The sequence below is a fragment of the Zobellia russellii genome (assembly GCF_018728565.1).
Classification (GTDB): Bacteria; Bacteroidota; Bacteroidia; order Flavobacteriales; family Flavobacteriaceae; genus Zobellia; species Zobellia russellii.
Map to the genome: position 1 here is coordinate 78,890 of NZ_JACSOI010000002.1, position 20,145 is coordinate 99,034.

General features: G+C 38.7%; 14 protein-coding genes. 7 read left to right on the plus strand and 7 right to left on the minus strand.

The annotated features are described in order from the left end of the window. Nucleotides 1–23: 23 nt before the first annotated feature. The 7 genes from H9565_RS05855 (at nucleotide 24) to H9565_RS05885 (ending at nucleotide 9,938) form a co-directional block, all read left to right on the plus strand. A complete protein-coding gene (locus H9565_RS05855; protein WP_215438291.1) occupies nucleotides 24–266 on the plus strand; it encodes a hypothetical protein in 243 nt (80 codons plus the stop codon). A 117-nt stretch (nucleotides 267–383) separates the two neighbouring features. After that, on the plus strand, nucleotides 384–2,135 hold the full coding sequence (locus H9565_RS05860) for a S8 family peptidase (RefSeq protein ID WP_215438292.1): 1,752 nt from the start codon (nucleotides 384–386) through the stop codon (nucleotides 2,133–2,135). Between the two features lie 59 nt (nucleotides 2,136–2,194). After that, nucleotides 2,195–2,455 (plus strand): hypothetical protein, encoded by a 261-nt coding sequence (locus H9565_RS05865; RefSeq protein WP_215438293.1) that lies wholly within the window; start codon nucleotides 2,195–2,197, stop codon nucleotides 2,453–2,455. A gap of 32 nt (nucleotides 2,456–2,487) precedes the next feature. Continuing rightward, on the plus strand, nucleotides 2,488–2,796 hold the full coding sequence (locus tag H9565_RS05870; protein WP_215438294.1) for a hypothetical protein: 309 nt from the start codon (nucleotides 2,488–2,490) through the stop codon (nucleotides 2,794–2,796). A 325-nt stretch (nucleotides 2,797–3,121) separates the two neighbouring features. Continuing rightward, entirely contained in the window at nucleotides 3,122–7,693 is a 4,572-nt protein-coding gene (locus tag H9565_RS05875) for a hypothetical protein (protein WP_215438295.1), read from the plus strand. Between the two features lie 111 nt (nucleotides 7,694–7,804). Further along, a complete protein-coding gene (locus H9565_RS05880; RefSeq protein WP_215438296.1) occupies nucleotides 7,805–8,578 on the plus strand; it encodes a matrixin family metalloprotease in 774 nt (257 codons plus the stop codon). A gap of 31 nt (nucleotides 8,579–8,609) precedes the next feature. After that, nucleotides 8,610–9,938: a hypothetical protein gene (locus H9565_RS05885; protein WP_215438297.1), complete on the plus strand. Its 1,329-nt coding sequence runs from the start codon at nucleotides 8,610–8,612 to the stop codon at nucleotides 9,936–9,938. Nucleotides 9,939–9,941: 3 nt separating this feature from the next. On the opposite strand, the gene H9565_RS05890 is transcribed toward H9565_RS05885, so the two are convergent. The 7 genes from H9565_RS05890 to H9565_RS05920 form a co-directional block, all read right to left on the minus strand. Further along, nucleotides 9,942–10,391, minus strand: a complete 450-nt coding sequence (locus H9565_RS05890) for a hypothetical protein (RefSeq protein ID WP_215438298.1) — start codon at nucleotides 10,389–10,391, stop codon at nucleotides 9,942–9,944. 14 nt (nucleotides 10,392–10,405) lie between these two features. After that, the gene (locus H9565_RS05895; protein WP_215438299.1) at nucleotides 10,406–12,190 is read right to left on the minus strand and encodes an amidohydrolase family protein; all 1,785 of its coding nucleotides are present in this window, start codon (nucleotides 12,188–12,190) and stop codon (nucleotides 10,406–10,408) included. 12 nt (nucleotides 12,191–12,202) lie between these two features. After that, nucleotides 12,203–14,956: a S8 family serine peptidase gene (locus H9565_RS05900; protein WP_215438300.1), complete on the minus strand. Its 2,754-nt coding sequence runs from the start codon at nucleotides 14,954–14,956 to the stop codon at nucleotides 12,203–12,205. A 24-nt stretch (nucleotides 14,957–14,980) separates the two neighbouring features. Beyond that, nucleotides 14,981–15,997, minus strand: a complete 1,017-nt coding sequence (locus H9565_RS05905; protein WP_215438301.1) for a peptidoglycan recognition protein family protein — start codon at nucleotides 15,995–15,997, stop codon at nucleotides 14,981–14,983. A 43-nt stretch (nucleotides 15,998–16,040) separates the two neighbouring features. Further along, nucleotides 16,041–16,796 carry a trypsin-like serine peptidase gene (locus tag H9565_RS05910; protein WP_215438302.1) on the minus strand — a complete coding sequence of 252 codons (756 nt, stop codon included), beginning with the start codon at nucleotides 16,794–16,796 and terminating at the stop codon, nucleotides 16,041–16,043. Nucleotides 16,797–17,226: 430 nt separating this feature from the next. Further along, nucleotides 17,227–19,050, minus strand: coding sequence for a metallophosphoesterase family protein (locus H9565_RS05915; protein WP_215438303.1), 1,824 nt, complete (start codon nucleotides 19,048–19,050; stop codon nucleotides 17,227–17,229). Between the two features lie 6 nt (nucleotides 19,051–19,056). Beyond that, nucleotides 19,057–20,127, minus strand: coding sequence for a phosphatidylinositol-specific phospholipase C1-like protein (locus H9565_RS05920; RefSeq protein WP_215438304.1), 1,071 nt, complete (start codon nucleotides 20,125–20,127; stop codon nucleotides 19,057–19,059). Nucleotides 20,128–20,145: the final 18 nt, after the last annotated feature.

The window sequence follows — 20,145 nt, forward strand, 5'->3', positions numbered from 1 at the left end:
CCGTATTTAGATACAGAATTGGTATGGAATTGGTAATTCAAACCGGGAGACAAGAGAAGGACCTATGGAAAATTCCAAAGGTAAAAACCGTACTCCACCCCTACCATCCGGTAATTTCCGGAGAAGCACTTTGTTTGAATGACAAATGCTATCATTATGTTAGGATAGATGACCATGCTCCGTTTCAGGAACTTATTGATCAATTGATGCAAATCAAGGGAATTACAGCTTCCTACCAAAAACCCCTAGACTTCCCTCCAATGTAGCAGCTTCAATCATTAGATGAAACTGTTATCCGATTTTAAATACCCCCGATCTTATTAGGAACTCATTATTAACCTTGGTCGATACCAATAAAAAGGTCGACCTATAAATTCAATTTTATGGCAACAAAAAAAAGTAAAGTAGTTATCGATTCGCCATCGGGTTCACCACCAGAACTCATTGTCGTCTCAAAAAGCGTTGAGGCCCCTCATGCAGAGGAAGCCCTCACCGCTGCAAAATCGAAATCCAAACCATCTACAAATACCCTAGCGGGTTTTGTAGTGGAAAAAAAACTGCAACTTGTTCCGTTATTCGCAGACACAGATGCAGAAGTGGCAGAACTGGTTTCAAAATCAAATCAAGAAGAAGGTGCCGAGGACCTTTCAAAAATGCGGCAGTTTTATAAACTAGCAGCACCGGAAGGAGAAGACCTGGAAAGTATTGCAGCCTCATTGAACGAACTGGACGAAGTGGATGGTGCGTATGTAAAACCAGGTTGTTTACCTCCCGTTTATTTTGGTGAAGATGGTATGGAAGACGCTCCAAGTGATGATGCTCCGCCCATTGCCCAAAATCTCACGAGCACCCAAGGGTATTTAAATGCGGCACCACAAGGTGTAGATGCACGCTACGCCTGGACTCTACCCGGCGGCCGTGGTAACGGTGTTCGTATAATAGACATTGAAGGCGGATGGAACTTTAACCATGAAGATCTACGGGTTAATGTGGGCGGCCTCCTTGGTGGAAACAACAATACGAGCGACCTACGTTGGCACAATCACGGTACGGCGGTTTTTGGAGAAATGACCGGAGACCGAAATAGCTTTGGGGTAACCGGAATCTGCCCTAGCGCTAATGTCAGGGCCTATTCCATATTTGGTGTTGGTACCGCCAATGCTATTAGAAGAGCTGCTGATAACCTTAGAGCGGGAGATCTTATGCTAATTGAACTGCATAGAGGTGGGCCTAACTACCCAGGTGGTAATACTCAAATGGGCTTTATAGCCATTGAATGGTGGCCAGATGATTTAGCAGCGTTACAATATGCCACCAACAAAGGCATCATAGTCATAGAAGCAGCTGGAAATGGGTCTCAAAATCTTGATGCCGCAATCTATAATACTAGACCAAATGGGTTCCCATCTAGTTGGCGAAATCCTTTCCGTAGAACCGCAGGTCACGATAGCGGCTGTGTTATTGTGGGTGCAGGTGCACCACCTCCTGGTACTAATGGAGGAAATTGGGGTGCTGACCGTAGCCGTTTAGGCTTTAGTAATTACGGCTCTTGTGTTGATACCCAAGGTTGGGGCCAAGGGGTAACTACTTGCGGATATGGTAGAATAACCGGAACAAACCCAAATAACAAAAATGAATGGTATACCACACGGTTTAATGGCACCAGTAGTGCTTCGCCTATCGTTACAGGTGCTGTAGCCTGTTTACAGGGAATTCAAAAAGCAGCAGGAAGGGCTATGCTTACGCCTCGTAGAGCCCGTCAATTGCTGAGAAGCACAGGTTCCGCACAACAAGCAGGAGCTAACCCGGTATCTCAGCGTATTGGCAGACGTCCGGACCTAAGGGCACTGGTTAGGGCTACCGCTTCGCGTAGACCTTGGTGCGGGGTTCAATTTAACGGTAGTGTACCACCTAATGCCACCCGCAGATGGTTCACCCATAGCTGGCCGGACCATTACCATGTGATTTGGACGGTAGTTCCAACAGCGCCGGCAATTGACGGTTCTGCACAAATAGAATTTAAAGTAAAAACTACGAGACAGGCTTTTGGTCTTATCAAATATTACATAGAGATAAAAAATCTCAAAAATTATACGGTAAACGTACAAGCGCGGTACTGTGTAATTGCATCTTAAACGAAAATCATTAATCTGGAAGGACCAAAAAAAAGTCCCTCCCAAAAATCTAAAAAATTATGAGAGTAGGTGTTCAATTTACTGGCAGTTTACCTGCAAATAGTACAAGAAGATGGTTTACCCATAGCTGGCCTGAGGCTTGGCATGTGGTATGGAATTGTGTCGCAAAAAGCCCGATTAGGGATGGGGGCGCGCAATTGGAATGGAAAATTAAGGTATGTAGGCAAAGTAGTACCAAAATCAAGTATTTCATTGAGGCTAAAAATCTTACGGGCTCAACATTACAATTTGAAGCACGGTATGCTATTATGAACCGATAAATTTATTTGGTAACACTAAAAATATATGAACTATGAACATAAATATTAATATAAACGATTCATCTGATGCTACAAATGACAAAACTGTAGATACCATGGAAACTTCAAATCCCGTAGCAGATGCAGGGCTTCCACCCTCTGATATTGCTGTTGATTCCGCAGATGGACATGACACAGATTTTACGAATATAACTGCTTCAACAGAAGACGGGCACGTAGATATTGGAGGTCCACCAGAATGGCTCCTTCAAGCCATATCCGAGACGTCCGAAGTAGACGATGTAACCGCCGCTACCAATGAAGAGATGGACGATGGTGGAACCAGTCCGGAACTGGACTAATTTACAATTTAGAATTCTAGGCCCGTACGGTATAAACTGTGCGGGTTTTTTGTTTTTGGGAAAACGAAAACAGCTATCTCTTTTAGACTAATGTAAATACCAATCATACAACGTATGATACCATCTATACAAATTTGAAATAGATAATTGAAAAATTAAATAAATTAGGTTTTTACTTACTATTTAAATAGGTAAATATTTATAACCCCCTCCAGTTTTGCGCAAATCCAAACCTTGACAATTTCATCTTGTCATGGTTTAATTCAGTTTAGGAATGTAGAAAACAAGAACTACGAGAAGCTAACACTACCTAATTCTAGAGACCATGCCAAACACATCTAACCTAGGTAATTCAATAAATAAAACTTTCACGGCAAGGAAGCGCATGTTTACTATGCTAAGCATTGCCATTGCCATTATCGCTGTATTCTTTGGCCTTTACTATTCTTATATAAAACATAATGAATATCACTATCAGGAAAGCCGATTTCGGAGTCTTGATGCCAATTTTGAAATTATTAAAAAACAGCTTGATAATAAATACCAAGAATTATTCGCTAAAAACACAGATTACAAAAATCTATTTCTCAACGAGACTATTAATAATGAAGCAAAGAATGTAACAGGATTTACCCAATATATTAGTGGTGAAAAAGAAAAAATAGAAGAAAGAAAAAATAACAAAGAAATAGATGAAAACGAAGAAACTAGACTACTAAAGATATATGAGGATTTAGACGACAATTTTGAAAAAAACAATAGTGATTCGCTAGACAATTATTTAAAGTCGATAAAAAGAAATCCTAATGTAGATATTAATGAAATATATAATCTGTATGAAAAATTTGTAGAGACGAAAAATACTATTATTCAAGAAACAATTAATTCCAGAATCGACAGCATCCCTTTATTAGAAAGTGAAGTAAATATCCCCCACCAATTTACTCAAACCTTCGACGAACAAATAATTTTTATCGTAAAAAGCAATCAATCCAAAAATTCTAATGATTCAGAAATAAACAAAGAAAAAAACAATCCAATACCTGTCCATAAGCAACCAATCATAATAACTTCCTTAAAAGGAGCGGTAGTTAAACCTATTCTCGATAGTCTAAAAAAAATTGACCCTTACAATATCGGAGCGACTCTTGCAATTCCTAAAAAAAATATACAATATCAACTTTTTTCAAAAAATTACACCTACAACTATGAAAATAAAAGTATTAAATATGAAATTTCAATGGTCGGTTTTATAGAAACTGAACGCTACAATTCTGCCAATAGAAAATTAGACGCGTGGATAATTGCTATAATGTCCCTATTTCTCCTTCTAGCCATTTTTGGCCTGCCCTATTTTAAGATGTTATTTATTGCAGAAGACGAACGGGTATCAAATAATGATGTTATCCTATCTGGCATCTCCATTATTGTAGGAGCTCCAATTCTTATTTTAGTGTTTTTCTCTTTGACAGAACATTATTACGACTACACCGATCGTGTTCCTAGCGAGCTTGAGAAGTTGAGTACAGAAATAAAAAAACGTTTTGAAGAAGAGAACAAAAATATGGTAAATAGCTTGAATGCTATAAACTTAATCGAGGAAGACAGCAAGTATAGTGAAGAAACCAAAACAGCTTCATTTTACCCCAAGAACGCATACTATTCAAAAAACTTCAAATTCATTGCAAAAGTAGATAATATAGGTAAAGTTGATTATTACATCAAACTTATTTTCAATAATGGAATTGAAGAAATTAACAATCTACAGACAAGGCCTTATTTTAAAGCTTATAATGATTTTAAAAATATCTGGTCTGTTGAAAACAATACTAAACATTTTATAACCGAACTAACGGATAGGCTTGATTCTATAAGCAACATTTCCAACCATGCAGACTCCCTACCAATAACCAAAAGCTTTTTAAATACATTAACCAAATATCTACATAAAAAAGACGACACCACAATTTCTAAAAAAACAGAAAGCCCGGTTGAAACGCTAGACTTTATAACAAAAAGGTTCAATGTTCTAAATGACTCAGTAGAGGCAAAAAAAAGCCCTATAAAATATTCCATGAGCCCCGTAGTTTCAATAGAAGACGATGGTCAAAAAGAAGAACTCGTTTATGTTTTAGAAAATAAATTTGATTATACCACTGGTTATAGAATTGGAGCGGCGCAATTATCCTCCGTTCATGAAACGATTCTACCGTTTGGTTATCAATTTGCCATTATCAATAAAGAGGGAGATGTATGGTTTCATTCAGAAAAAAGACGGGCAACTTTAGAAAACTTAGAAAATGTCAGTAGAGAACATGACAAACTTTTTGCCGCAGTTGCCAAAAGAGTTAGTACTCATGGAAAATTTATCTATCGAGAACAGGGGCATTTATACCATATCCAACCAATAAAAGGAACTGACCTAAGTGTTATGACCTTTTTTGATATTGACTTATTACGCACACAAATTTCAGAGGTGTTGACTATGTCTTGTATTGTTTTACTATTGGCCTTTTTAATCGTGGTTACTATAACTATTCTGTCCCTTATTATCAGAAATCCCAAATTAGGTTTATATAAATACGATACGTTTCGTTTTGATTTTCTAACTCCCAAAAAAAAATTAAGACATAGCTACTTTGTACTTTCCGTACTACTTCTTATATCCTTAATCTTCCTTGCTACAGTGGCCAACTGTTTAAATCCGGTAGAAACATTCTTTCTATGCTTATTAGTATCGATTAACTCTTATCTTATCATATTTTACACTCTTCACAGACAAGGGTATAAACCGGGTACTAAATACTGCGTAAGAGACTTAATTCTATTATCCAGTATTATTTTATTACACGTACTGTTCTATAGAACCAATGATTCAAATTGGTCAAAAGAGTTAATTATAAGTGTCTGTGTTCAGTCTTTTTATATTCTTTATATCATTCACAAAAAACTAACTTACAAAAAGAAAAATACCGATGATAGAGCAAAAAAAACATGGTGGTATACCCGAAAAAAAACAATTCTAAAAAAAATCGCACAGCAAAACGCCCAATTAAAACTTACCTATAAATATTGGTACGCTCTTTTTATGTTTTTATGGTTGGCCTTGGCCTCTATTTATCCTTCATTTCTAATATTTCAGAATGCTAAAGAAATTAATGATACCATATGGCTCAAAATTGATCAGTATGACATGTCCGAAAAATATTTAGCAAAAGAATTAGCGTTGAGAGAAAATTTACCAGCTTTCGATAATCAGAACGCAAAATTTCAAGAAATATACAAAACCCATTTAGACAGCGGACAATATCACCATGATGGATTAACAATAACACCTTACGTTGGCGAATATCCTGACGACAGCAACTCGTCAAATCATAAAAAAAAATACTTGACTGATTTTATTTGGGCCATTAGACCTCAGTTTCACGAAGACACCAATAACTTTCAATCTCTTGTTAAAGAAAACGCTGATGATTCTAGCTGGCTGATAATAGACAAAAAAATAAGTAATTCCCTTAGTTCAAAAAAACTGGTCGTAAAAAGCCCCAGCGGTAATCAAGAAGCTATAAGATCTGAAGTAAATGTTCAGCCTAAATCATATAATTTTTTCTTCCATGTCTTGAATGCAACAGGGCTACTAATTATTCTGGCTGGTCTTTTTTCCCTAATTCTATTTTTTACAGACAGATTTTATGCCTTTAGATTCAACCACCTTAGTGCTGCGGATTTTGACATCAACCCAAAAGCCAATTATCTCAATAAGTTTAAAAATGTCATCTATGATGAGGATAGCAATTCCGGTTTACTTTTAATTGGACCACCGTTTAGTGGCAAGAAACGTTTTGCTGATAAAATTCTTAAAAAAGCCAACTATAAAATTCCTGACACACTCTCAATGTTAAAACTAAACACTGTTAACGTTGATACCGAAATGACAAAACTTATACCTACTCTTTCTACAAAAACAGAAGATCAAAAGCCATACAATTTAGATAACCATGAAGCTTTTATAATTGACCATCTGGAGCACAACATTAAGTCTTATAAATCAAATCATCTTAAACTCAAAATTATTTTATTTCTCATTGCTTCAGGTAAGCGGATTATACTGTTATCTGAGGTTTACCCAAGTCAAATTTTTGCGATGTATGAAAATCCGCCAGAAAACTTGGATTTACCATGGGGCAGTATAGAAGATGATTTTAATTCTTGGAGAAATATTCTTGGTGCCTTTCCCCAAGTGTTGATAAGCATCACAAAAAACCCGGAAAAAATAAAACTGAGATGTGCCTTTAATCTAGAAAAGGATGAAAAGCCGAATGCAAATGACGCTCAATTCTTATTAGGAGAATTGGGTTACAGCAACTTTCTGCCCAATTTGGCTCCTATAGTAGTTTCAAAATCCCTTGTTGACACAAAAAAATCAGGCCTAGATCGCCAACGTTTGGTTATGCATATTCAGAACTTAGCCCATGGCTATTACAATGATATCTGGAATACCCTACCCACTCGCGAACGATATATGCTTTATGATCTTGCCAAAGATGGTTTTATGAATATAAAAAATCGCAATAGCCTATTTTCACTAATGAAAAAAGGACTAATCGTTTGGCGAGACCGGCCTAGAATATTTAATAATAGCTTCAGAAATTTTATTGTCACTTCGGTTTCGTTAAATGAAGCGCTACGACTAGAAAACAAAAACCGAGGCAAAGGGAGTTGGGCGAATACCCGCATCTTATTGTATTTGATTATTGTAGTAATTATTGTCTTTATAGGACTTGGAAACCCAGAGTTTATAAAGGACTTTGAGTCTCTCTTGGCCGCTTTTGGCGGACTGGGAGTGGTTATTCCATTAGTGAGCAGAATGCTAGCCTCTAGTGGCCAAAAGTAGTATTAACCTAATAATTCCTCCAAATAAGAACTGTTGACACTTTGGAACGAAAATTAGCACTGAATTTCAAATAACATAATTTGAATAAATCTAATATAAAATGAAAACATCATGGGAAAGAAAACAAATTCAAAAGAGCTATACGCTCAAAAAAGCAAAGAAGAACTAATGGAAAACGAGCAATTTGGCGTACACAGATACGGCGATAACTTTATTTGTGCCACGGACCGCTCGGGACATTCCACACCGGGTGACCGATCTCCGCTTGAAATTCTGGTAGATGCCAGTGAAGGGTTCATTCCCCTTTGGGCACAACATCAGGTTTTACGTTGGACATTTGACGAAACTGCCCTGTATTACTATCAGAACCCTGAAGGTATAAAAACCTACGTTCGGGAATTGTTGGGCGAAGCCCTATTAGGGTGGGGCGATGCGGTTCCAGTTCGCTTCAATGAGAATGCGGACAATTCCGATTTTCAGATACATGTATCGCCGTCCGATAATTGTAACGCTCACGGATGCGTTCTGGCAAGTGCCTTTTTTCCCGATAGTGGACGGCATCAATTGGTGATTTACCCAAAAATGTTCGAGCAAACGAAACAAGAACAGTTAGAGACTATGATGCACGAATTGGGACACATTTTTGGGCTTCGCCATTTTTTTGCAAAAATCAGCGAGCAGGCCTGGCCATCGGAAATATTTGGGGAGTACAAACCTTTTTCTATTATGAATTATGGTGCAAAAAGTGTCATGACCGAAGAAGATAAAAGGGATTTAAAAAAGCTCTATGAAATGGCTTGGAACAAATGTATTGTGGATATTAATGGTACACCCATACATTTAGTAATGCCTTTTCATACCATAAATACCGCTGCTGTTGTATAACAACTTAAACTCTATATTAAAAGAACCCCTTATGAAAAAAATAGTTCCATTAGTATGGTTTTCCTGCCTCTTTTGTTGTTCAATAGAGGCACAGGAAACCATTACGTTCAAAGCCGATTTAGCAAAAAAAGAATTAGAACATGTAAATACAGACGACCTTAAAGCGAATGAGTTTTACGATTTAAAAATAACAGGAATCAACACCGCTTTTGTTGATATCGTAGTTGAAACGACCGATTACAGTCTAACCTCCAGCACACCGGATTTACTAAAATCGCTTTTACTTAAAATTCCAGATTCGGGTATTTTGGGTTTCATGTCTCAAGAAAGCGCTGGCCCACAGTATAACCTTGTTTACAACCAATCCCTAGAGCACGTTAAAAAACTCGATTCACTTAAGGAGCGTGCCAATGCACTGTACGAGGCCTCCAATGACAATGCTGAGTTTAGAACGCTGGATATGGTCAAAGGCATTCAAAATAAAGCAAAGTTTCATTTACGTGAACTCAACCAAAATTTTAATACAACTCCGGAGTTACTACAACCAAAAGAAGTGGATTATGATGTGTTGAGAAACAGTGTGGCTCAATCCTACCATTACATCCAAAGTGCTAAACACTATTATAAGACGCTTATTGAGAATTCTGACCTGCGTATAGATTCTGGTGTAGTTAATGAATTAATTCTGTATTCTTCCTATTTGGAGGTGTTGAGTGAAGCTATAGATTTAGAAACCAGCTTAAGGTATTTTGATTTTCTTGTGGGTTCTACAGAGATGAAAAACTACAAGCAATTTCCTGAACTGCTAAAGGCGTCCAAAGATATTATGGAGGCAAAAATAACGCTTATCAATACATTTACGAACGACACGATTTTTACTAAAAAAATCGACTTTTTCATAAAGAAAGGTGGTTTTAAGTTCGATTTTTCAACAGGGTTCTTTTATAACAACCTCAATGAAAAATCATATTATTTAGAAAGTCAGGATGATGGACGAAACCAAATACTAGAAGAAAATGGAAGTAATTTTGATGTTTCCATTGGTGCCCTTGCGCATTTCAGTTATCAATTTAAAACGGGCCTACGAGGCGGATTGAATGCTGGCGCTGCGGTATCTCCTTTGGATGGCATTACCCGATATCTTTTTGGAGCCGGTATATTAATCGGCAGAGAGCAGCTCATAGGCATAAATGCGGGAGCTTCGTTAGCGCGATTAGATGTACTCTCAAATAGTGTGGAAGGCGAGAATGGAAATTTGTACGTTCCCGCAGAATCCACCGCAGTCCCCACTTATAAAAAATCCAAATGGGGCATCTATGTTGGACTTACCTATAATCTTACCCGAGAGCGAAAAAACTAAGAATTATCTGTTTAGCTCCGGATACAGTTGCTTTGCTTTTTCTGCAATGCTCTGCAATTCACTCGAGGATATTTCCATTTCCAGACCCCTATTTTCCATTGACTTATTTTGACTGCCTTCCGCTTGCATAATCATTGCACCAAGAACGAGTCCCTTATTGTGCTCCGCTACTTTCTCGTCTTTGATTTTTTCCTTTTGTTCCTCTACCTGTTTCTTTTCGATTTCCGCTTTTTCAGCTCGCTGTCTGTTCACTTCTTTTCCGAATAGAAACCCCACCGCAGCAAAAACAATGGCCTCTACCCCGGAAAACAAATAAATTAACCGGCTCCAACTTGGGTCGCCACTATCTACCTTTCCAATTAAAAAATAGATAAAGAAGCCGTAGGCAATGAGCAAAGCTATAGCAATCACAAACTGCATAACAGCTATTGAAGTCACGTTATTATTGTTCATCTTTTGTCATCATATTAATCAACTAGCTCCACATTAGGCGCATCATTACTAGAAATTATTCTGGAAAAGTTATCTCCTAAAAATTTTGAACCGTTTATATACAGTATCTTTCTCACCACCTTCTCCAAATCCTTTTTCTTCTTGGTAAATTCAAACAGGTCGTTTGTACCTCCGTTTACTTTCTGATATTCCTTGGCAGCTACGGGCAACCATTTCATTAAACAAGCTTCTAAATTTTTCAAATTTCTACTGTCGCTACAAACTCTTAAGGGCTCAATAAAACCATCAAAATCACTGCCAATACAAATGTATTCTTCGGCTGAATCTTTATGTGCAGTCTTTAGACCGATAACCGCCAAAATATGAACGATATTAAAACAAAGGCTCAATGGATGCAGCTCTCGTCGGTTCGGTTCTAGCCAAGACTCTTGGGCCCGTATTTCTTCGGCGGTAGCATACTCAAGAAGTCGTATACTTTTATAGGGGAAAAAGTGGATAAAATCCGGAGTGGTCAGAAATTCGCAATTGTCTTTTTCATCCATAAAATTGGAATCATATCCCAAAATATCAACATCCAGACTTACACCTATAAGTCCTCCGCTATTGGCTATTTCTATGATATCTTCATCCATTAAATTAATCGAATTCGGATTGAAATTAAATCCCTTTTTATCATTTGCTCCCCAATAACCCGCTTCTTTGGGCCGGGTATACGTTTTGATGGTTTTTATACCTTGATCCACATGGTTTTTACATTTTTCAACCTCAAGATTATGTTTCCAGCCGTTAACAGAATAGCCGGTTACCCCAATATGAGAAGCTATTAACGGTATTTTTTCAAAACCTTCTTTTCTTCGGAACTCATATAGATCTTCACGGGATTTTAAACTTAAATGGGTAACATCTATAAACACCGGAGCTGATTGCTTAGCCACACCATCTTCACCTTTCTTATTATTGGGCGTTTTGCTATCATTTTCTTCCACTTCAATTTGCAGGGTGGAGGCGCGTTTAACCACTTCTTTACCAAGTTCAGTCAACCCATTGCCAAATGGGTAAAATGAAGGATGCTTCATAGATTTTGTTCCAAAAGCGTGTGTTGCCAAATGTTGTTCGGGGATATGGGTAAGTTGTGCTAAAGTGAGATAGAGAACTTCTAATTTTTTCTCCCTCATTTTGTCAACCAGCGACTCCAGAACATCGGCAGGGCTCTTAGATGGGATTTTGCCGGGGTCATAAAAATCACCCTTCGTAAAATTTTCAAACTTATCATACTCTAATGCATTCCCTATTTTTTTCATACAAAGGTTATGTCCTCCTCCGATAGCAAAAACCAAATTAAGTACAGATTCGTTGAGCTCATGGGCATTACCCCGGTTTAGATATTTAATATCACATTTTTCTTTGAGGTCTATATATTGCTGTATTTCCTTCAGCAGTAGATTAATATAAGATACCTTGCCTTCTTTGACCATCTCAAAATATGGTTCGGCAATGGGCTTTTTCAAGCCGCTTTTTAAAATATCTGTAAAAAAACCTTTACTTGAAGCCATACCAAATTGCAAAGCGCTTACGGATGCTACCCCAAAACGAACCATGCCCTCGTTTAGATAATCAATACAACTTTGGCTCTCTAACTTTCTTAGTACCGTTTCATTGGTATAATCTTTAAAGTCTTTTGACATTGAGACTGGACCAACCAAGTCTTCAACCCTGTTTTTTTCAGAGGTTTCCTTAGGTTTAAGAGCCAGGTGATTTTTCGCCAGTGGATGAATATGTAGGTCAAAGTAATTGTTCATGACATTGAATTTTTAGTTGAAACTTTCGAAGTATACTTTTAATAATCTTTCCGTTTGATCTTCATCAAACTGATCATAGCTCTCAAAAACTTTATTTACAGGTCTACCGGTCATGGCTGCTACACTTATCCGTGCTCTTTCGGTCAGCGCTTCCTGAGCCGTTGTACTCTCAAAACCAGGAGTCAGTTTTTTCCTTGCCGTATTCCATAAAAAGTGTACCGTTTCCCGAACGCCCAAATCCCACTGAGCAGACTTTTCCTTACCACGGTAGGCATGTTCTAGACTTGTAAACATTTTTTCAATGTCATTAGCCTTAACGGGCATTTTTTGTTTCAGCAATTTTTCTACGTCTAAAATTCCGGCACCAAATCGCTCTTCATTCCACTTACCGCCGTTATGGTTAGGGTCTTTTTCTGCGGTAGCCTTTAAATGTTTTCTAAACAGTTCAACAATTTGCCAAGGTTCTTTTACATGCTTTTTAAGAAAATCGGAATGTTGGGCTTTCCATAAAGCAGCTGCAGAGGCAACATGTGGCGTTGCATAACTGGTTCCGGACCCAAAGACCATAATATCTTCTTGACGTTTGTTCTTGAAAGGAACATACACATCTTCGCCTGGTGCCGCAATATCTACTGCCGGACCATACGAAGTATACCGCCAAGGCTCATTGTTAGGATTTGTTGCCGCCACCGCAATAGTACCCGGATACACCGCAGGAGCGATTACGGATTCTACCATATTGCCCGCTGCACAGACCCAAATAATTCCCCGTTCATAAGCCGTCTTCGCAATACTATAGATCATAGGCCTCGGATAACTACCCATGCACATAAAAATAATATCAGCTTCAGAATTTATGGCTTGGGAAACTGCATTGAACAAATTCCGCCCCCTACCGATCAAGATTACCGACTTAGAAATCCGATATGGGATTACCTTTACCAAAGCCTTGTCCTCTTCACTGACCACCACCCCTTGGTTCCCATCATTTTTAATAGCTCCGTTAGAACGTTTACCAACAACAATGCTAGCGGTTCGCGTGCCGTGGCCCGGTTGCCGCAACAAGCCTACGCTCATTTCATCACGAGCATCTTCGCCATCAATAAAATCTTCGTCCTGCAGTAAATTATAACCGCCCATAACCTTGGAATGGTCTGTGTAGCCCGTATCTAACTGTACTAATTTTACCTTTGGACCATTTACAGCTATTCCGTCCAAGTTTACCTTAGGTAATTTTATGGCTGTCCTGTTCCACTCTCTGTATTCTTGACTTTTGCCATTTTGAATCAAGTCTTTTACCAAATGGGCATTGGCCCATTTTATTTTAAAATCTCCTTCACTTTTATCCCAGTCTGCGGTACCGTCATCCAAAGATTCTAAACTCTCATTTCCCGACCATCGCCCGTAATGCCCTGGTTTAATATCCGTTGACATTTCTAGATCGGGAGTACAGGTTTCAATCTGTGGAAGCCCCTCTAGATCGGCTGCAACTTCCCACGGACTTTTATCTGATTCTACATGGATGTAAAAAAAGTTCCTATGTGCCTTTTCCGTGGACATTGGGTATAGTGGTTCGCTCAAAACAAGCCCTGGAACCAAACTGCTAGCATTCTCCTTCCAGTCATTTTGCATTTCTTTTACCTCGGAAAGTTGAATCTCAAAATATTGCGTTTGCTTAGATGCACTTTTTGAACGATTCATAACATACGGTTTTGATAATGTAGTTTTATTTTCTGTAAGAACAGGGTTTGTATTTGTATCTACAATACCCACCAAAGACGACTTGTATTTTTCCATTGCTTTGCTAACAGGCATTTTCGCTATCATATTCAGAATACTGCTGATACGAATACCTTCATTCCCCATCCAGTCAATCATATTATCCGGGTCTCCGGGCTGTACTACAGAGCCATCTTTTCTCAGCCATTGCCCATGTCTGTTTTTTCTAGGTACGGCACTATGGTGAAGGGCCACTACTTCGCCAGTTCCCAAACCAAGGACCATACTACCGGACGAACCGGGAAGCGTGTCCGATTCATAAATGAGAAAATCACCCTTAAGTACCAGCATGCGAATGTCTTTCATGACTATTTTCTTGTAATCCCCTTTCGGATGCTGTACGATTGCACAGTTTTCGCCATCAATTATCTTACCCAATTTTTTATCCAATCGGGCGATAGGAAAATTACTAATGGGCGTGCCCTCATTAGACACTTTCTCTACAGCAACAATGGTAAAATCCAGGCCGCTATAGGGGTCACCGGCATCTTTTTTATAATGCGAAGTCATAAAGAATTCATCCGGTAATAAATTGAAACTTTCAGATTTATTAGGGTTGCCAAATTGATCTAACTCGTAGTTGAATTGAATGGTAGAATTTCTTGCCGTATCCGCCGTACCCAACACATGGTTATTGGTAAGAATGAGGTTTGGAGCGATCAAAAAACCGGTACCGTAACCTGTGTTGCCCAACCTGGAATTGGTGGTAATCCTACCCACGGCCCGAGACAATTCTACGATACGCTGAATGATACGGATATCCTGAAAATTGGCCTCCCCGTTAATGCGTTCTAATGCCTGAAGTTCCGCTGTTCCTTCTCGCGAAATACGATTGGATAATCGCTCAGTATCGGTTTGAATTTCAGACAGTTCTACTTTCCCCTGGCGTACATGGGTTATATCCGTTTTTATGCGATCTATGTCATTTAAGACACTCGCATAATTTGAATACGATTCTTCAGCTAACTCCCTTAGTTTATCATCCATAATCTACAGCGTTACAAGTGGTTATTAATTGTCAATCAATTCTAAATCCTCTGCATAATTTTCCAATACGGCTTTATTCAACTCATGGGGAGCTCCCATAGTCGCAGATTCCAACTCGGCATAATTCAATTCAAAATTTTGGTATGAGGTATGGAGTCCGTTCAGCATTTCTATAAACTCCGGTTGCGGAAAGCAATCCGTTTTATCGGTTCTCACATTGCAGTGTGTCCATATTCCAGGTTCTCCGTTTTGGGCTTCTTTGCTTATATCAAACCAAGAACTATCGTATTTGAGGTTTTTTACGGGAATGTCAAAAATTGTAGCCATCGTGAGTATCATTCGCTCACATTCCTTGATTTGTTTATCGGTATATTTTTGAAAATATTGATGCCCTCTCCACGGCGTGTTCAACTGACAAACCTCAGATTCTGGCACGGCTATTTTCTTGGAGTTACTCTGAAAATAAAACTGACCATCACTACTTTTTTTCAAATGCCCCAACGAGCATATTTCAATACCGATAGATTTTTGGTTGAGCAGTGTATTGTTTTTTAATTTTGTACCTAAATGATGTGCCCAGAACATTTCATTAAAAGCCCTGTAAGTGACCCCATCAAACATGTCATCACCTTCCAATGACTTTCTACCAATAACAAAAGAGGTGCCTACTCTATTTAAAGTTCCCGGTTTATTATCGTTTTCCCACCAACCAATAGTATAATCGGGTCTGTGCAGTCCTGCCGTATGGTGTAAATAAATGGTGTCCTTCTCCGTGTAATCATGCATCCACTCATCATCTTCAAGAATATAATCTGTAGTGCCCCATCCAAAATCATAGCCAGTAAGCATTAATTTCTGCCAGGTATTTTTGCCAACAATTCCATCTACACCAAGAAAATTGGCACGTTGAAACTGTACCACTTTTTCATGTGTAAGCGCATCAAAATCCGAAGAAATTTCCAGTGGATACCCTGACCGTCCCAATAGTTTTTTTAAGAATGAAACGGAGGAATCAAAACTGCCTTTACGCAATGTTTTCATTACTTTTTGTTTTTGAGGTTAGAAATATGCTATACCTACGATTTTACCAATTGGCAACCCCGTCAATAAATTCTTGATATAAATCCGAGGACTTGTTAGGGCAACCTCCATAATTGTGAATACCTACGCCAATACATCTGTTCCTCAAAAGCGGACTCCCACTTTGCCCACCGAAAGTATCCGCTTGGTATAAAAACCGGCCGTGCTCTTTTACCAAGTTGTCCGACATTTTATATTGAAAAATACCATTGTCTCGATCCGCAGGGTACCCACAGATTTCAGCAATATTGGGGTCTTCCATGGCTGGAGTAATAAAACTGTTATGGCTTACTGGTCTGTCAATCTTAATAGCTCCCATATCATATCTTGGCGAGGCACCATCTATCCATCCTTGAGTAGCCATAAGTTCCGTTGCTTCGTATCTGCCGTAGGGTTCTGAATATCCACATTTACCGGGTATAACAATAATTGATGTTTTCCACCCACCTGTGCCTTTATTGTAAACGCAATGCCCAGCAGTGTACAAACGGTCTCCTGCTACTAACCAACCAGAACCTACATAATTCAGTCCGTTTTTGGCTTTCATGTACAATTTGCAAATAGCCATATACGGCATTTGCAAGGTTGCCAAAACTTTTTGACGTTGGTCTATTCCACAGACGGATTCGTTCGATAAATCTTCGTCACGCTCTATCCATGATTGTAGGGTGATTTCTTTCTCGTTTATTTGCTGATTTTCGTCAACCAGTTTATGAAAAACAAGCTCCTTTTCTAATTCGGTGGTGATTACATCTCCCATGTTTATAAAAATTATTGATAAAAGTTGATTATGATATGCTCAGAGATGACAACATCAAAAACATTCTATAGTTTTTACAGGGGGAACTATCCTAGATACCAATTAGAGACTAGGAACAAATGGATACTCTAACTGATATAAATATGTGTGATTTGAACTTTTTAAGAGGAAGAATATGATTTCATTTTCCCATTAGACAGGCCAATAACCACACATGATCATATATGTAATAAATTGCAAATAGTAACCTCGCTTCAAGCAAGCCACGTTACTTACATAAATTTAATAATCAAATGTTTACACGGAATTTCAAAATGTATGAATGGTATGAATTTACGTACAAATGGCGAATTTCTCTTAACGAGCTCGTGCTAATTTTAGTGATATTAGAAGGCCTTATTCAAAAAAAAATAGAATATATAATTATGAGTTAATACGGAATCAACTCTCCGGTTCTTATGTTTACACTAAAATTTTCTGAGGGCTCTCCTACCATTTGCTTTTTAAATATTGATGCGAATTGCTTTAGTAAAAGTTGCTCATCATTTTTGTTTTCTTGGGACCATTGGTCCAATAAAAACTCATACGCTTTTAAATGTGTAGCATCAATGTCTCTTTTAGCAAGTTCGTCTCCGTTCCTAAACTTGTAAAAGTCAACTATAAGGTCCATTCCTTGCCAAGATGAGAAATCTTCTATGGTCAATTCTTCTTTTTGAAGCTCGGCTTTAATTTTCTCTTCGGAATTTGAAGCGGTCAAAAGCTCCCAACCATTTCGGTTGAGCAACTGCTGAACGAGTTCTTCCGGCCAATCGCTAGGTAAGAATTGTAAGCGTACCAATTCTTGCAAGTGCGTTTTGGTATAGTCTAAATACGAAGCCGTGGAAAGGATATCCTTTTCCCATACCTCATCGGCAAAATGAGAGGCTCGAAAATCATGTTCCCTTTCATACGCATCAAAGAAGATATCGTACCCTTTTACCTCATCCAGAACCACGGTTTCAACCTTCATATGTTTTGGGTTCTTGATCGTAATAATTTTATACGCGGGTACGTAGGCCGCCAAAGACGGGCTCTGAATGTTCACCAACGTATTTCCCCTTTTTGTAGTGAACACCCCTGTATCGTTCAAATGCATATGACCGCCCACATGCACTTTTAGGCCAATATCGGCAAAGGTCTCCCCTACCAAATCTGACGGAATACGGTGTGCTTGAAAGGCCTTTTCACCAAATAAGGCAGCGATGTCTTTGGAAGCACCATCGTTAAAATCCACCATGGGGTAATGACTATATGCGATAAGGGTTTTTCCCAGTCGGTTTGCTTCTTTGACAACTTTTTCCGTCCAGCGGATAAGATGTTTTTTGTGTGTTAAAACTTCGTTGTAACCAATTCCGGCATTACTAAAACCACCATTTTCTTTTGGAAGGTATACATTGGCATCTAAAGCCAATAACCAAAGCCCTTCTACGGGCTCCACCACATAACTAACATCTGGCAGAAGCACCTCAGACGTCTCTAAACGGTAATTTCTACGCGCCAAATCAGAAGCCGTTTTAGCTTTTTCAAAAGTATACTCTTCAACCGAATATTCAGAAAACGGAGTGGACCAAAAAAGATAGTTCTCTTTTGGAAAAAAGCCATGGTTATGCAGCTCTTGCACCATATCTGCATAGCCCCACTCTTGTAAATCGGCCACCACTTGGGTTGGGTTTTGATATTCCTCATTGGCCCTGTATTTTCCCATCTCACTCATAAGTGGCTGGGCTTTCCCGTTCGCACCTAAAAAATCGGACTTCCCTCCTTCATCACCAAAAGGAGTGGTTGGGTCGTGATTTCCGTTAATAAGAAAGAATTCTATATCATATTCGGCAGCGTAGCGGTCCAATATTTTTCTTAGACCTTTTATGTGTAATGGCTGACCATCATCACTAAAATCACCTGGCAAAGCAATGGTTTTGATCCCTTTGGCCACCGCATCATCCAAAGCGGCAAAAAAGGCAAAATAGTTCTCGTTGAAAAGTCGGGTAGAATGTAATTGCGCATTCATAGTTCTTAACAAAGAACTTCGGTTTTGCACACTATCATAAATGCCTTTAAAGTCGCTCTCGTCTAGGTTGGGATAGACATCGGCAAAATGTATATCCGCCATAAAAGCAACTTTAATTTCCTTCTGTGAATTCTCCTTTTGAGATGGCTCTGTTTTACATCCGTAAAAAGCGACAACCAACAGGTAGGGCATTACTTTTCTAAACATTCTTTTTTACTCTCGGATTCTTTCGTAACTGTCGTTTTCAAAACTAACTTTAAAATCGGACTTAAAAAACGTGCTGGGCAAGTAATAATCAGTAGTGATTATTTGTGCACCCGATGCTTTTGCTTTTTCAAACCGATTGTAATCATTATCCCTAGCTTCTTGAGTATTGGCATCTGCACGCGTGCGCACCATGTACCCCAAACTCACCAATTTTTTAATTTGCTCAAAACTCTCAATTGGGTCGTTTAGAATCCGAAAAGCAGCAGTTGGGTTTCCTTCTTCTTGATTGACGAACAAAGCAGCTCCCTTTAAATTGGGGTAACTGGACAAATAGGTTTCCATTTTTTTCCCACCTTCATCCAAGACAAATAAAAATCGATTACGTACTTTGCTCAATAACGGCCAACCTTGTTCTAAAACAGCTTCTTCTAAGGTATCAAAATCACCCCGTACCAAATCTGGGGTCACCAACCGTTCTGAGGAAAAAACCGCTAAGATTTCCGCATTCAAATTTTTTAAAGCTTCCACATCAAACGGTAGTGGTTTTCTGGTGTTTGGTATTTCACCATCTTTTGTATTGATAGTTATGATAATAGGGTTGTGCCCTTCGTTGGCATCGGACCACGATTTTAGCTCCTCTAAAGCTTCCTTAAACACCAATTGATGGCTTCTAAAGTCAATTTCCTGCACATGAAAAACTTTGAGACCAGGTGTTTGTAGCTTTTTCTCCTCATCAAAAGGCTTTGGTTCGGCACCGGCAGCTTTCACGATTTCCAATCCCTTTGGGTTAGAATAATACCCACCTTCCGGATCATGAAAAACATCTAGTTCCAAACTGCGCAAACCTAATTCTAATTGTTCCGAAAGAGTAATATGCTCATACTCCAATCCGGACATAGCAGGATTCTTTTGCAACAAATACTCAAACAACGGTTTTTCAATGGCCACCTTATAGCTGTTGTGGCTACCAATGACCTGAATATCTGTCATCTTAAGGTTCCCTTTTTGTTCCGGCAATGTTTTTTTTACGAAAAATGCCGTCAATACCAATAAGATTAGAAGGTAAATAGTTTTCATATAGACTGGATTAAGGTG